General features: G+C 74.3%; 9 protein-coding genes and 1 pseudogene. 7 read left to right on the forward strand and 3 right to left on the reverse strand.

The genetic code is table 11. The features are described 5' to 3' along the window. Positions 1–5 precede the first annotated feature (5 nt). Positions 6–389 carry a hypothetical protein gene (locus ACOBQB_RS20210; protein WP_423593571.1) on the reverse strand — a complete coding sequence of 128 codons (384 nt, stop codon included), beginning with the start codon at positions 387–389 and terminating at the stop codon, positions 6–8. Positions 390–539: 150 nt separating this feature from the next. Between ACOBQB_RS20210 and ACOBQB_RS20215 the strand changes: the two genes are divergently transcribed. The 7 genes and pseudogenes from ACOBQB_RS20215 to ACOBQB_RS20245 all read left to right on the forward strand — a co-directional run bounded on the left by ACOBQB_RS20215 (position 540) and on the right by ACOBQB_RS20245 (position 9,678). Beyond that, positions 540–3,662: an alpha-N-acetylglucosaminidase gene (locus ACOBQB_RS20215; protein WP_423593572.1), complete on the forward strand. Its 3,123-nt coding sequence runs from the start codon at positions 540–542 to the stop codon at positions 3,660–3,662. 41 nt (positions 3,663–3,703) lie between these two features. Then, positions 3,704–4,207, forward strand: a complete 504-nt coding sequence (locus ACOBQB_RS20220) for a tetratricopeptide repeat protein (RefSeq protein WP_423593573.1) — start codon at positions 3,704–3,706, stop codon at positions 4,205–4,207. 91 nt (positions 4,208–4,298) lie between these two features. Next, positions 4,299–6,217 (forward strand): annotated as a pseudogene (locus ACOBQB_RS20225) (hypothetical protein). A gap of 68 nt (positions 6,218–6,285) precedes the next feature. After that, complete coding sequence (locus ACOBQB_RS20230; protein ID WP_423593574.1) at positions 6,286–7,224, forward strand: metal-dependent hydrolase; 939 nt, start codon at positions 6,286–6,288, stop codon at positions 7,222–7,224. A 1-nt stretch (position 7,225) separates the two neighbouring features. Next, on the forward strand, positions 7,226–8,296 hold the full coding sequence (locus tag ACOBQB_RS20235) for a PDR/VanB family oxidoreductase (protein ID WP_423593575.1): 1,071 nt from the start codon (positions 7,226–7,228) through the stop codon (positions 8,294–8,296). Between the two features lie 56 nt (positions 8,297–8,352). Then, positions 8,353–9,090: a TetR/AcrR family transcriptional regulator gene (locus ACOBQB_RS20240; protein WP_423593576.1), complete on the forward strand. Its 738-nt coding sequence runs from the start codon at positions 8,353–8,355 to the stop codon at positions 9,088–9,090. Positions 9,091–9,147: 57 nt separating this feature from the next. After that, complete coding sequence (locus ACOBQB_RS20245; protein WP_423593577.1) at positions 9,148–9,678, forward strand: GNAT family N-acetyltransferase; 531 nt, start codon at positions 9,148–9,150, stop codon at positions 9,676–9,678. A 12-nt stretch (positions 9,679–9,690) separates the two neighbouring features. Here the strand turns inward: ACOBQB_RS20245 and ACOBQB_RS20250 are convergent, their stop codons facing one another. Together ACOBQB_RS20250 and pulA are read right to left on the reverse strand one after the other, a co-directional pair. Continuing rightward, positions 9,691–11,325 carry a SpoIIE family protein phosphatase gene (locus ACOBQB_RS20250; protein WP_423593578.1) on the reverse strand — a complete coding sequence of 545 codons (1,635 nt, stop codon included), beginning with the start codon at positions 11,323–11,325 and terminating at the stop codon, positions 9,691–9,693. A 79-nt stretch (positions 11,326–11,404) separates the two neighbouring features. After that, a complete protein-coding gene (pulA, locus tag ACOBQB_RS20255) occupies positions 11,405–14,161 on the reverse strand; it encodes a pullulanase-type alpha-1,6-glucosidase (RefSeq protein ID WP_423593579.1) in 2,757 nt (918 codons plus the stop codon). Between the last annotated feature and the right edge of the window lie 752 nt (positions 14,162–14,913).

Raw genomic sequence — 14,913 nt, forward strand, 5'->3', positions numbered from 1 at the left:
CCGCCTCAGTCCGACCGGTGACCGTGGTGGCCGCCGCCGTGCTTGCCCGCGGCGTCCACCACGGTCCCGCCGAGCCGGTCGCGCAGCGCCGCGATGTCCTTGCGGGCGCCGACCGCGACCCAGCGCCCGCCGACGAGGTACGTGCCGCCGTAGTCGTCCGCCACGTCGAGCCATTCGGCCTGGCCACGGGCGGACGTGAAGGTGACGAGGACGTAGCGCCGGGCGCCGTCCGCACAGGTGGCCTGGCGCAGTTCGGCCGCGTCCGTCTGGATGTCCGCCCTGCACCTCGCCCTCGCCGCCAGCTGCTCCAGGCTGCCGCTCGCCGTGGCCGGTGTGCCGTCGCCCCCTGAGCCGCACCCCGCCACCGCGAGCAGTACTCCCGCCGCCATGCCCGAAAGCGCGCTCCGCGCCGCCAGTGTTGCCCTCACTGTCTCTCCAGCCTCTCCCGGCGAGCCGAACCCGCCATCTTCCGCGGTTGCGTCACGCACGGCATGGCGCGGGGATACCGTGCGCCCCAGCCTTCATCCCAGGGGGTACACATGTCCGAACCATCCCGTCGTTCCCTGCTCGGCACCGCCGGGGCCCTCGGCCTCGGCACCGCCCTCGGCGCGGCCCCGCTGCCGGCCCTCGCCGCCGGGGGGCCCACGAAGGCCCCCGCCTTCGATACGGATGACGCGCGCGCCGCGCTCAACAGACTCCTGCCGCGTCACGCGGAGCAGTTCCGGCTCAGGCTCGTGCCCGCCGAAGGGCGTACGGACCGCTTCCGGGTCACCGGGGCCACCGGGCGGATCGAGGTGTCCGGCACGACACCCGCGGTGCTGCTCACCGGCGTCCACTGGTACCTGAAGTACGTGTGCGGCGCCCACATCACCTGGAACGGCAGCCAGCTCGACGTGCCGCGCCGACTGCCCGCCCCGGCCCGGCCCCTGGAGCGGTCGACCTCGCTCCCCCACCGGTTCGCCCTGAACGACACGAACGACGGGTACACCGCGCCGTACGCCGACTGGGCGTACTGGGAGCGGATGATCGACGTACTCGCCCTGCACGGCTGCAACGAAGTCCTGGTGGTGGCGGGCGCCGAAGCCGTCTACCACCGGCTCCTGAAGGAGTTCGGCTACTCCGACGCGGAGGCCAGGGCCTGGCTGCCCGCGCCCTCGCACCAGCCGTGGTGGCTGCTCCAGAACCTCGCCGGATACGGCGGCCCGCTCTCCCGGCGGCTCATCGACGACCGCGCCGAGTTGGGCCGCAGGATCACCGGCCGGCTGCGCGCGCTCGGCATCGCGCCCGTCCTGCCCGGCTACTACGGGCACGTGCCCGACGGCTTCGTCGCGCGCAACGGCGGTGACGCGCGCGTCGTGCCGCAGGGCGTCTGGCACGGGTTCAAGCGGCCGGACTGGCTCGATCCGCGCACCACCGCCTTCGCCGAGGTCGCCGCCTCCTTCTACCGGCACCAGAAGGAGCTCTTCGGCCCCTGTGACCTCTTCAAGATGGACCTGCTGCACGAGGGCGGCACCGCCGGTGACGTGCCCGTGCCCGACGCGGCCAGAGGCGTCGAGAGAGCCCTGCGGCGCGCGAGACCGGGGGCCGTCTGGGTGATTCTCGGGTGGGAATCCAATCCGCTGCCCGCGCTGCTCGACGCCGTCGACAAGAAGCGGATGCTGATCGTCGACGGCGTCTCGGACCGGTTCGCGAGCGTCACCGACCGGGAGAAGGACTGGGGCGGCACGCCTTACGCCTTCGGCACCATCCCCAACTTCGGCGGGCGCACCACGATCGGCGCCCGCACCCACCTGTGGAGCGAGAAGTTCTTCGCCTGGCGCGACAAGCCGGGCAGCGCGCTGGTGGGCACCGCCTTCATGCCGGAGGCCACCGACCGCGACCCCGCCGCCTTCGAGCTCTTCTCCGAACTGGCTTGGACACAGGGCCCGTTGGACCGGGCCGCGTGGTTCTCCTCGTACGCCGACTTCCGGTACGGCGCGCGCGACCGCGACGCGCGGGCCGCCTGGCGGGCCCTGCACGACACCGCCTATCAGCACACCGCCGTGGAGCGCAGCGACCCCCACGACTCCCTCTTCGCCGCCCGCCCCGACCTCGCGGCGAACCGCGCCGCCGAGTACGCGCCGCGCGCCCTGACCTACGACCCGGGCCGCTTCGACGCCGCGCTCGCCGGACTGCTCGGGGTGGCGGGCCCGCTGCGGGGCAGCGCCGCCTACCGGTACGACCTGGTGGACGTCGCCCGCCAGGCGCTCGCGCACCGTGCCCGCCAGCTCCTGCCTCAGCTGCGGACGGCGTACCGGCGGAAGGACCGGGAGAGCTTCCGCGCGCTGTCAACGCTGTGGCTGCGGCTGATGCGGCTCTCCGACGAGGTGACCGGCACCGACCCGGCGTTCCTGCTCGGCCCCTGGATCGAGGCCGCGCGGCGCATGGGTACCACCGACGCCGAGTGCGCCGAGTTCGAGCGGACCGCCAAGGTGCTGATCACCACCTGGGGCGAGCGCGCCACCGCCGACGGCGGCAGGCTCCACGACTACGGCAACCGCGAGTGGCACGGCCTGATGAGCGGCTTCTACGTGCCGCGCTGGCAGAAGTGGCTCGACGAACTGGCCGACGCGCTGGCCGCGGGCCGCGCGCCGCGGCCGGTCGACTGGTTCGCCTTCGAGGAGCCCTGGACGCGGGAGCGCGCGGACTGCCCGCTGCGGCCCGTCGGCGATGCGTACCGCACCGCCTCGCGGGTGCGCTCCGTCCTCGCCCGGGCGCCCTACCAGGGGTCCGTGACCGTCACCGCCGAGCCGCCCGCCATGCCGCCCGGCGGCCACGCGCGCGTGAGCGCCGTCTTCCGCAACGTCAACGGGCTGCGCGCCACCGGCCGCGTCGACTTCGCGTTGACCGGCATGGCGGCGGAGCCGACGGGGCCCGTGTCCCTGCCGAGGGTCGCGCCCGCGGGGACCGGGAAGGCCACCTGGCGGGTGGACGCGCCGGACACGCCCCTGGACCGGCCGCTGCGCCCGCTGCCGTACGAGATCGGCGTGCGGTACGGCCCGGCGGGCGAGCGGCGGGTGCGGTACGTCCACGAGGGGACGCTGTTCGAGGCCGGGCCGGTGGGCGCGGGCTGGCGGACGTACACCAACAGCGCCGCCGTCTTCGGCGAGCTGGACGGGCGGTACGCGATCGACGGGGGCGGCACCGACCTGTGGAAGGGCACCACCGAGTACGGCACGCTGTACCGGCAGGGGGCGCTGCGCGACGGAGTCTCGGTGACGGTGCGGGTCGACGCGCAGGCGCCCACGGGCCCCTGGGCCAGGGCGGGCATCATCACCCGCACCGCGCTGGCCACGCCGGGCTCGCGGGGGTTCGTGAACCTCTCCGTCACCCCGGCCAACGGCGTCGTGCTGTCGTACGACACCAACGGCGACGGCACGCTGGACACCTACCAGCGGATCACCGGGGTGCGGGCGCCGGTGCTGCTGCGGCTCACCCGCTCCGGGGGCTCCTTCACCGGCGCCTGTTCGACGGACGGCGGGGCCACCTGGCGGACCGTCGCGACCGTGGCCGTGCCGGGCGCGGCCGCCGCGCAGGACGTGGGGATGTTCATGAGCGCCACCGACGGCGGCTCCGGGGAGCGCGGGACCGTGGAGTTCAGCGGGTGGGCGGTGACGCCGTAAACACCTGTCGTAGGTGGGCACTTGTGTGCGAGGGTGAGGGCGTGGACGACGACTGGGAGAAGCGGGTCGACGAGACCTGGGCCTCGTACGACACCTACGGCGAGGACCGGGCCGCGGAGTTCCGCGCGCTGCTCGACGCCCTGGCGGCGGAGTTGCCCGAGGGCGACCCCGCCGGCCTCTTCGAGCGGGCCTGCGCCTTCGACTCCACCGGCCACTCCGACCGGGCCGTGCCGCTCTACCAGGAGGCACTGGAGCGCGGCCTGAGCGGTCACCGCAGGCGGCGCGCGCTGATCCAACTGGCCAGCTCGCTGCGGAACGTCGGACGGGCCGAGGAGGGCGTCGCGCTCCTCACCCCCGAACTTGACGCCGGGCCGGACGAGTTGGACGACGCCGTCCGTGCCGTCCTGGCCCTGTGCCTGACCTCCCTCGGCCGCGAGCGCGAGGGCCTCGCCCTCGTGCTCGGCGCGCTGGCACCCCATCTGCCGCGCTACCAGCGGTCGATGGCGAACTACGCCCGCGCGCTCGTGGAGCCCGGCCCGGCATGAGCTGACCACCGGCCCGGCACGGGTTGACCACCGGTCCGGGCAGAGGTGACCAACCGACGATTCGCTCGTTTTGCTGAACGTGTCGTCGAATGTGCAGTCCCAGCAGCCGCAGTCCGCGAGCGCCAGCGGTCCCGCCCCCGTCATCGACGTGGAGCAGGCCGAGGCCGCCCTCGTCGAGCACTACCCGCGCCTGGTCCGGCTCGCCTATCTGGTGCTGCCGCCGAGCCTCGGCCGCAACCGGCGGGTCCTGACCGCCCACGCCCTCACCCAGCGCGCCCTGCCGCGCGGCCGCACGTCGGGCACGGCGGTCACCATCCCCTCCCAGCAGAACGCCGGGGGCGGCGGACACCAGCGGGACCCCGGATACGCGTACGTACGCCTCCAGGTGGTGCGCGGCGCGCTCGACGCCGGACTGCCCCTGACGTGGCGGTCCTGGCCCCGCCGGGCCCAGCTGCCCCGTTGCTGCCGCAGGTCCGGGGGCTGCGGCTCTTCCCGCGCTCCGGGGGCGCCGACGAACTCGCCCTGGACCAGCGCCTCGCCAAGCTGTCGGGCGCCGCCCGCGCCGCCTACGTCCTGCGCGGCCTGGAGACGCTCGACGACGCCGGGGTCCGCGCGGTCCTCACGGCCGCAGGCTGCGACGACCCGGACGACGCCCTCGCCGAGGCGGACTCCGTCGAGGCGCGCTACGCCCTGCTGGCCTCCCCCGAGTTCGACCCCTGCTCCCTGCACGCCAGGCCGACCGACCTGATGCGGCGCAGGCAGCACCTGAAGGCGGCGGGCGTCGCGGCTCTCGCCACGCTGGTGTGCGGGGCGCTCCTCGGCCTGCCGGGCGACGGGTGGGGGCCCGACGGCGCCGCCGCGCCCCCGTACGCCCAGAACCCCGCCGCCCAAGCCGCTCTCGACCCCGGCAAGTTGACGGTCGCGGCCGCCGGGGCGTGGCGGCGTTCCGCGCGCACCGACTTCTCCGTGTGGCCCGCGCGCGGCGGCCTCGTCGACGACAAGGCGCTGCTGCGCCGTGCCCTCGCCGTCTGGGCGCGGCCCGGCGAGTCCGTCCAGGTCTCGGCCACCCCGGGCACGCCTTCGGGGGCGCCTCCCGGCCCGGCGCAGCTGCTGTACGCCGGGGAGGTCGACGCCGCGCGCGTGGTGCTGCTCTACGACGGGCTGCGCGTCGCGCGCTACGCCGAGCCCAAGGAGGGCACGAGCGGCGCCGCGCTCGACTTCGCCCGCGTGGACGGCGCGAGCGGCCCCGAGGCCAGCGCCCTCGTCGTCAACCGGGCCGACGGCAACGTCCGTTACCTGACGGCGCCCTGGGTGCGCTCCACCGCCGTCCGTGACCTGCTGAAGCCCGCCGGGCAGGCCCTCGCCCTGCGCCGCGACGCGGACGGCGTCACCGAACCCTTCGCCGGTCCCGCGCAGGACGGCCGGTGCACCTCCTGGAACGCGCTGCGAATGCGCGACCACTCCGGCGCCGTGCGGATGGCGACCGACCTCGGCGAGCTGGCCCCCGCCCGGCTGACCGCGGGCCGCCCGGAGGCGCCGCGCGAGGCCGCGCCCGCCGACTGGACCAAGTCGGCCTGCTCCCTCGCCTCGGTGCGCTCGCACGGCGTGCGGTCCGTCAACTCCTGGGCGTACGCCCGTCAGACGCTCCCCGAGACGGGCGGTGCCGCGCAGTGGGTGTGCACCCGGGCCGAGACCTGGCGGGGGCCCGGCAGCCGGGCCCTCGCCCAGTTCCAGACGGCCGACGGTCCCACGGGCGCCGTCGCCGCCAAGGCCGAGAACACCCCGGCGTGCGGCCCCCGCGAGCCCCGCGTCCTCGCGGGCGTCCGGTGGAAGTCACCGGGCGGGACCTGGTACCTCCTGGGCGCGGGCAGCAAGGACGTCACGTCGCTGACCGCGTCCGGCGGCGAGCGGGCGCAGGGCAACGTCCTCGCGGTCAGGACGGAACGCACCGCCCGCGCCCGGCTGACCGGCGCCCTGGCGGACGGCACGAAGGTGTCGACGCTGCGGTGAGCGGCGGCCGGTGAACTCCCGGCCGCCGACCCCTGTACCACCCGGCTACCCGTCAGTACATTGACGGCATGTCTCACACGCACAGCCGGTCTCGTACGCACAGCCGGGCGCCCGAGCCCGTCGCGTCCGAGCACATACCGCTCAAGGCACGTGACGTCTCCTTCTCCTGGGAGGACACCCCGCTCCACTGGCTGCCCAACGACCCGTTCACCACGCACACCATCAACGTGCTGCATCTGCTGCTGCCCGCCGGTGAGCGCTGGTTCGTGCACGTCTACAAGCAGGTCCTGCCGTACATCCGGGACGAGCGGCTGCGTGAGGACGTCATCGGGTTCATCGGCCAGGAGGCGATGCACTCGCAGGCCCACGACGAGGTCCTGCCGCACCTCAAGGAGCGGGGGCTCGACCCGACGCCGTACACCGCGCAGGTCGACTGGCTCTTCGAGAAGCTGCTCGGGGACCGCACCCTGCCGCCGGGCAGGGCACGCCGCTGGTGGCTGATGGAGCGCGTCGCGATGATCGCGGCCATAGAGCACTACACCGCCTTCCTCGGCGACTGGGTCCTCAACGCGACGGAGCTGGACCACAGGGGCGCCGACCCGACCATGCTGGACCTGCTGCGCTGGCACGGCGCCGAGGAGGTCGAGCACCGGTCGGTGGCCTTCGACCTCTTCCTGCACGTCGACGGCGGTTACCGGCGCCGGGTGCGGACCTGGGCGACCGCCTTCACCGCGCTGGTCTTCCTCTGGCAGCGCGGGGCGCGGTTCTTCATGGAGAACGACCCGACGCTCGTCGACGGCAGGGCGAGCTTCAAGGAGTTCCACCGCAGCGGACGCGCGGGCACGCTGCCGACCACCGGCGCCATGGTCCGCTCCATCCCCCGTTATCTGAGCCGGGGTTACCACCCCTCCCAGGAGGGCAGCACGGCGCAGGCCGTGGCCTACCTCGCCTCCTCACCGGCCGCCACCGCCGCCGAGAAGGCGGCCGCCGGACAGCGGGGCGTCTGACGTGTCCCGCCTGCCCACCCTTGCCCTTGTCGCGGGCGGTGCCCTGCTCGCCCGGCGGGCCCTGCGCCGCCGCGTCGCGGTCTCCCCGCTGTGGCCGCTGCCCGCCCTGGAGGAGCCGGTGTCCGGGCGGCCGCGCCCCCGTGCGCTGCGGCTGCGTGTCGCCCGGCACGAGCGCGTGGCCGACGGAGTCGTCCAACTACGCCTGACGGGCAGCGACTTGCCGCCGTGGCGGCCGGGCGCCCACCTCGACCTCGTACTGCCGTCGGGGCTCGTACGGCAGTACTCGCTCTGCGGCGACCCCGAGGACTCCTCCTCGTACACCGTCGCGACGCGGCTGATCGGCGCCGAGCAGGGCGGCCGGGGCGGCTCGCGCGAGGTGCATGAGGGGCTGCGGGAGGGCGACGAGGTCGTGGTGCGGGGGCCACGCAACCGCTTCCCCCTCGCCGACGCCCCCTCGTACGTCTTCGTCGCCGGGGGCATCGGGATCACGCCGATCCTGCCGATGCTGCGGGCCGTTCAGGCCTCGGGGAAGCCATGGCGGCTGCTCTACGGCGGGCGGTCGCGTGCCTCGATGCCGTTCCTCGAAGAGGTCGGGAAGCTCGGCGAGGAGGGGCGGGGGCGGGTCACCGTCGTCGCGCAGGACCAGGACGGGCTGCCGGACGCGGCTGCCTTCCTGAGCGGGACGCCCGCGGGCGCCGCCGTGCACGTATGCGGCCCCGAGGCCCTGATGGAGGCGGTCGGCGCCGCACTGCCCGAGGGGTGCTCGCTGCACCTGGAACGGTTCACGCGGCGCGCCCGCGCCGGGGGCGACGCGGCCTTCGAGGTCGAACTGCGGCGCAGCGGACGCACGGTGGCGGTCGCCGCGGACAGCACGGTGCTCGCCGCGGTCCGCGCGGAGCTGCCCGACACGGCGTACTCCTGCGAGCAGGGGTTCTGCGGGACCTGTCGGCAGCGGGTCCTTGAAGGGGAGGTCGACCACCGCGACGAGCTGCTCACGGACGCCGAGCGGGCCGGTTCGATGCTCATCTGCGTCTCGCGGGCGCACGGTGAGCGGCTCGTGCTGGATCTGTGAAGTGCCGGGCGGGGCCGGGCCGTCGAGGGGCCGGTTCCGCTCGGTAAGGTGTTCGTATGACTACCGGGGTGCGCCGCAGGATGGGTGTCGAGGAGCGGCGGCAGCAGCTGATCGGGGTCGCGCTCGACCTGTTCAGCCACCGCTCGCCCGACGACGTCTCCATCGACGAGATAGCGGCGGCCGCGGGCATCTCGCGGCCGCTGGTCTACCACTACTTCCCCGGCAAACTCAGCCTGTACGAGGCGGCGTTGCGCCGGGCGGCCGAGGATCTGGCCGAGCGGTTCGTGGAGCCGCGTGAGGGTCCGCTCGGGGCACGGCTGCTGCGCGTCATGAGGCGCTTCCTCTCCTTCGTCGACGACCACGGGGCGGGCTTCTCCGCGCTGATGCGGGGCGGTCCCGCGGTCTCCGCGGGCGGCGGCTGCGCGGTGGGGACGGCGTCGGCGACGAACGCGCTGATCGACTCGGTGCGCCAGGCCGCGTACGACCAGATCCTCGCGCACCTCGGGGTGACCGAGCCGCCCGCCAGGCTCGAACTCGTCGTGCGGTCCTGGATCTCGCTGGCGGAGTCCACGGCGCTGCTCTGGCTGGACGGGCGGCGCGTGCCGCGCGCGGAGCTGGAACTGCAACTCGTCCACGACTTCGCGGCGTTGACCGCGGTGAGCGCTGCCTACGACGAGGAGATGGCGGCGCTGCTGCGCGCCGTCCTCGCCGACGAACCGGCCGACGGCCCGTTCGCCGACCTGATCGGCCGGCTCGTCGCGCTGGCTCCTCAGTCGGCCGACGCCGCGCGGTAGGAGTCGTCCAGGTCCAGGCCGGTCGGTCGGTGGGTGGGGGCCGTTACGGTGATCGCCATGACGACGCCAGAGACGACGCAAGAGCTGACCTTCCGCGGTGCGGACACGGCCGACACGGCCACCCTCGTCGGCCTCTACGACGGCGCGGCCCGCTGGATGCTGGAGCACGGCATCGACCAGTGGAAGCCGGGCGGCAAGGACGCGGGGCACTTCCGGCGGCTGATCACCTCCGGGGTGGAGGAGGTGTGGCTCGCCGAGGAAGGGGCCGAGGTCGTCGGGGCGTACGAGCTGTGGTGGGACGACGAGCCGGCCTGGGGCGTGCGGGCTCCGGTCGCGGGCTATGTGCACCGGCTGATGGTGCGGCGCGGGGCGCGGCCCGGGACGGGGCGGGCGCTGCTCGCGCGGGCGGAGCGGCGGATCGCCGAGGCGGGGCGCGAGCTGTGCAGGCTGGACTGCCTGTCGACCAACCCCCGGCTGCGTGCGTATTACGAGGGGGCCGGGTACACGGTCGTCGGTGAGCTGCCGGGCAAGGTGGCCGCCGACGGGAGCACGTACGGCGTGACGCTGATGGAGAAGCGGCTGGTCTAGCGGGTGCCGGGTCTAGCCGGTGCCGGTCAGGCCCAGGGCGAGGAGCGCGATGTCGTCGTCCCGGTCGTGGCCGAAGCAGGCGAGGAGGGTGTCGCACAGGTCGGCGATGCCGAGGGGCGCGTCGGCCGCGACGGTGCGCAGATGCTGCATGGACTCAGCGAGGTCGGTGCCGCGGGTCTCGATGAGGCCGTCGGTGACCATGAGGAGCCGGTCGGTGGGGCGCAGGACCGTCTCGGTGGGCGTCGGCCGGTCCAGGCCGAGGCCGAGGAGCGGGCCGTACGCCTTCAGGTACGTGGCGGTGCCGTTGGCGCTGACGACGAGCGGCGGGATGTGCCCGGCGTTGGCGACGCGGGTGCGTCCGGTGGCGGGGTCGACGAGGGCCAGGCAGAGGGTGGCCGTCACGTCGGGGTGGTAGCGCTGGAGCATGCTGTCGAGGCGGTGGGCGAGTTCCCGGGGGTCTGATTCCTCGACGCAGTAGGCGCGCAGGGCGTGCCGGATCTCGACCATCACGGTGGCGGCGTCCAGGGAGTGTCCGACGACGTCGCCGATGGCGGTGAGGACGCCGGCCGCGGTGGGCAGCGCGGCGTAGAAGTCGCCGCCGATCTCCGTGTCGCTGGAGGCGGGTTCGTAGCGCACGACGACTTCCGTGCCGGGCACCTGGGGCACGTGCGTGGGCAGGAAGCTGCGCTGGAGGGTGAGCGCGATGTGGCGTTCCATCTCGTACATGAGCAGTCGCTCGGCGGCGAGCGCGGTGGCGTGGGCGAGCCGCCCCACGAGACGCCCGGTCTCGGGGGTGGGGTGCTGGGCGTAGGAGGGGGTGGCGAGGCAGACCGGGGCGCTGCCCTCGCGGCTGCGGGCCAGGGCGAGCCGGGCGCCGTCGGGCGGGCCGGTGCCGCTGACCGGCTCGGCCTGGAAGAAGCCGGGCGGCCACAGCGGGGCGGGTGCGACGGCGGTGCGCACGCCGACGTGGCCGGACATGATGCGCAGGACGAGGCGGGCCACCGCGTCGTGCGCGCCGTCGTCGGGGAGCGAGGCGGCGGCCCTGCGCCGGGACAGGCCGCGGTGCACCGCGCCGTCGTCGGCGAGGATGAACGCGGCGGCGGGGCTCCGGGTGAGGCGGTCGGTGCCCGCGGCCGCGGCGTCGGCCAGTTCGCGCGGGCAGCGGGCCGACTGGACGTCGAGGATGGTCTCGGCGAGCCGCGTGAGGTGCCCGGCCTCGGCTTCGGCGTCGCTGCGGTGACGGGCCCCGCGGGCGACGGCCCGGACGACGGCCTGGATCTCCTCCGGTTCGGCGGGCACCGTCAGATAGGCCTCGCCGCCCGCGTCGAGGCCGCGGCAGCGGTCGGCGGGGGCGACACTGGCCGCCGAGAAGTGCACGACGGGCAGGGCGGCGGTCGGCGCTGCCTCCTTGAGGCGGCGGCAGAGCTCGAAGCCGCTCATGTCGGGCAGGCCGACGTCGATGAGCGCCACGTCGGGCAGTTCGCCCGCGCGCCCGCACGCGTCGAGTTCGGCGAGGGCCTCGCGCGCGCTGGCGGCGAGGATGACGCGGTGGCCGTCTCTGCGCAGGACCGCGCCCAGCGCGTATCGGCTGGCGGCGACGTCGTCGACCACCAGGATCGTGGTGTCTGCCTTGCCGTTGGTGCTCAAGCGGGGCCCCTTTGGGGCAGGTCGGAGGGCAGGTCGGTGGGGCGGGCCCCCCTCGGGCCCGCCCGACCAAGTTAGCGCCCTAGGGCGCGCTCCGGGTATAGACGGCGACAGTCCTACCGGGAACGGTGAAGATCCCCGAACCCTTGTCGTAAGAGGCGGACTTGACGATAGAATCTCCGCCCTTCTCCTGGACGGGGTGCAGGGCGTACGGCTGACCGGCGAGGGCCCCGATCCGCTGCCGCTGCGTCTGCGGGGTGGCGTTGAAGACCACGACGATGTCTCTGCCGCCGTCGGCGTCGGCGCTCAGGGTGATGACGCCGGGGGTCTCGTCGGGTCCCGACAGGGGGAAGGAGAGGGTGCGCTGCACGTCGGCGGCGGTGCGCCGGCCGAAGGCGGGCTCGGTCGTACGGATTCTCAGCAGGTCCCGGTAGGCGGCCGAGGTCGCCTCGATCTCCGCGCAGCCGACCCGGACGGACGTCAACAGCGGTGCGGCGTAAGGCCATTTGGGCTTGTTGTCGGCGGCCGGGGGCAGGCCGCGGCCGAAGCCGTTGCCGTCGCGGCCGGCCGGGGGCAGGCCGCGGCCGAAGCCGTTGCCGTCGCGGCAGTCCCAGTGCAGGGCGTTGAACCAGTCGCCGCTGTCGTAGGAGTTGCGGTCCAGGGACTTGGAGCGCAGCCGGTCGGTGCCCGCCTGGGAGAGGGCGGGACCCTGGGAGAGGGCAGCGGTGGCCATGGCGAGGACCTGCATGCGGGAGCGGTCCGCGGGCGTCGTGGTCCTGGGCAGCTTGAAGGCGAGGGCGTCGAAGAGGGTCTCGTTGTCGTGCGCGTCGGCGTAGGCGAGGGCGTCGCCGGGCGCCGCCGCGTATCCGGCGGGTGCGCCGTTGTAGTCGACGTCGGAGCCCTTGACCCGGCGGCCGGCGGAGTCGGTGAAGGTGTAGTCGGCGAGGTTGCCGGTGAGGCCCACCTTGATGAGGTCCTGGTAGTGCAGGAGCCGGGCCTTCTGCTCCGCGGGGGTGCCGTTGGCCTTCGAGGAGTTGGGGTCGGTGTGGAGGCCGCTGGCGAAGCCCTGGACGCCGGGGTCGTCGTCGAAGGGGCCGCCGCCGCGCACCGCGTCGCGGGCCCGGTCGGAGAAGGTGGCGATGCCGGTGCCGGCCATGTTCTTCTGGGTGGCCTGGACGAATCGGGCGTCGTCGGCGGCCTCGCCGAAGTTCCAGCCCTCGCCGTAGAGGATGATCCGCTTGCCGTCGACGCCGTCCTTGGCGGGGGTGAGCGCGTCGAGGGCCTTGCGGACGGCCAGGATGTTGGCCTTGGGGTGGTGGCCCATGAGGTCGAAGCGGAAGCCGTCGATCTTGTACTGCCGGGCCCAGGTGACCAGGGAGTCGACGACGAGCTTGCCCATCATGGCGTTCTCGGGCGCGGTGTTCGCGCAGCAGGTGGAGGTGGCGACGGTGCCGTCGGCGAGCAGCCGGTGGTAGTAGCCGGGCACGATTCTGTCGAGTACGGACTTCGGGTCCTGGCCGCTCGCCGCCGTGTGGTTGTAGACGACGTCCATGACGACGCGCAGCCCGTCGCCGTTGAGCGCCTTGACCATCTCGCGGAACTCGCGGGTGCGGCGGGTCCCTTCGGGGTCGGTGGCGTACGAGCCTTCGGGCACCGTGTAGTGGAAGGGGTCGTAGCCCCAGTTGTACGCGTCGTCGGCGGCACCGGCGGCGACGCACTCCTGCTGCTTCTCGGCGTCGGCGGGGTAGGAGGCGAGGTCGCAGCCGGGGGTCTTCTGGTCGGCTTTGTGCTCGGGGATGGTCGCGATGTCGAAGGCGGGCAGGAGATGCACGTACGACGTTCCGGCCCCGGCCAGCTTCCTCAGGTGCCGTGAGCCCTTGCTGCGGGCGTCGGTGAAGGCGAGGTATGTGCCGCGCAGGCGGGCCTTCGCGGTGCGGTCGGTGGCGGAGAAGTCCCGGATGTGCAGTTCCTGGATCTGCGCGTTCCGCAGCGGCACGGCCTTCGGCTTCTTCAGGTCCCGCCAGCCTTTGGGGGCGAGCGACTTGGCGTCGAGGTCGACGGCGAGGCTGCGGGTGGAGTCGGCGGTCAGGGCGAGCGAGTAGGGGTCGGTGACCTTGTTGGTGACGACCGCGCGGGCGCTCGGGGAGAAGACCTCGACGGCGTAGCGGTAGGGCTTGCCGGTCCAGCGCTTGGGTCCGGTGGCGGACCAGACGCCGCTCGCGTCGTCGCGGCGCATCGGCACGCGGTCACCGTCGAGTTCGAGGGCGACGGACCGGGCGGTGGGCGCCCATACGGAGAGGGTGGCCCCGCCCTTGCGGAAGACGGGGCCCAGCGTGGCCTTGGTGGCGCGGGAGGCGTACAGGTCGTCGAGGACGCCGTGGGTCTGGACACCGGTGGCGGTGGTGAGGGTGCCGTCGGCTTTCTGCCGGGTGAGGACCACTTGGCCGGTGAGGTCCTCGGCGGTGTGGACGCGGTCCTTGGGGGCGACTTCGTAGGCGGCGTACGCGGACAGGTGCGGGAACCTGGCGCGCTGGGCGGGGTCGAGGCCACCGGGGATCCTGCGGAGGACCGACTCCCGGCCGGTGCCGGTGAGTTCGCCGTCCCGCACGGCGAGTTCTCCGTCGGGGTCGGCGACGAGCGTGGTGGTGGCCGCCGGTTCGCCGTCCTCCTGGACGGCGACAGTGGTGCGGTCGATCCACTGGGCGGTCGACTTCGTCAGGTCGAGGGGGGCGGTGTCGGGGGGCGGTGCCGCCCCGGCTGGTATCGCGGCGAGGAGGGCCGCGACGAGTGCGAGGACGGTGCCGGTGACCGCGGCGGTGCGGTGCCTGTGCTGGGCCATGACGGGGGAACGTACCGCCAGTACGGGCTTGCAGCAAGAGTTTGCAAGAAGCGGGGGAGGTTCCCTCCGGGGCCTTGCCGAGGCGCTGCCGGGACCCTGCGGCCCCGCACCCCGCGACGCCGACGCGTCTGCCCGCTGCCGTTGTGTGGCGGGTGCGGGCCGGCTTGGGCTGAGCGCGCAGTTCCCCGCGCCCCTGGCGGGGCGGTGCGCGACGCCCTGCTGGATCCGCGGGCCCCGGCTCCGGGCCCGGTGACGCCGACGCGTCTGCCCGCTGCCGTTGTGTGGCGGGTGCGGGCCGGCTTGGGCTGAGCGCGCAGTTCCCTGCGCCCCTGGCGGGGCGGTGCGCGACGCCCTGCTGGATCCGCGGGCCCCGGCTCCGGGCCCGGTGACGCCGACGCGTCTGCCCGCTGCCGTTGTGTGGCGAGTGCGGCCGGCTTGGGCTGAGCGCGCAGTTCCCCGCGCCCCTGGCGGGGCGGTGCGCGACGCCCTGCTGGATCCGCGGGCCCCGACTCCGGGCCCGCTGACGCCGACGCGTCTGCCCGCTGCGGTTGCCTGGCGGGTGCGGGCCGGCTTGGGCTGAGCGCGCAGTTCCCCGCGCCCCTGGCGGGGCGGTGCGCGACGCCCCCTTGAATCGCGGCGAAGTCAGAAAGTGTTCTGCAAAGGCTTCCGCAAAAGCTTGCAAGGCTGTTAACTTCCTGCCAGCCCGGCGGCCGTCGATGGGACGGACGGCACAGCGGGTCCATCCCTCAGGA

The sequence above is a fragment of the Streptomyces sp. G5(2025) genome (assembly GCF_049542075.1).
In the GTDB taxonomy this organism is placed as follows: Bacteria; Actinomycetota; Actinomycetes; order Streptomycetales; family Streptomycetaceae; genus Streptomyces.

Coding starts and splice junctions, on each gene's coding strand:
- ACOBQB_RS20210 (WP_423593571.1), bottom strand. CDS start 389: ATGGCGGCGGGAGTACTGCTCGCGGTGGCGGGGTGCGGCTCAGGGGGC.
- ACOBQB_RS20215 (WP_423593572.1), top strand. CDS start 540: ATGTCCGAACCATCCCGTCGTTCCCTGCTCGGCACCGCCGGGGCCCTC.
- ACOBQB_RS20230 (WP_423593574.1), top strand. CDS start 6,286: ATGTCTCACACGCACAGCCGGTCTCGTACGCACAGCCGGGCGCCCGAG.
- ACOBQB_RS20240 (WP_423593576.1), top strand. CDS start 8,353: ATGACTACCGGGGTGCGCCGCAGGATGGGTGTCGAGGAGCGGCGGCAG.
- ACOBQB_RS20245 (WP_423593577.1), top strand. CDS start 9,148: ATGACGACGCCAGAGACGACGCAAGAGCTGACCTTCCGCGGTGCGGAC.
- pulA (WP_423593579.1), bottom strand. CDS start 14,161: ATGGCCCAGCACAGGCACCGCACCGCCGCGGTCACCGGCACCGTCCTC.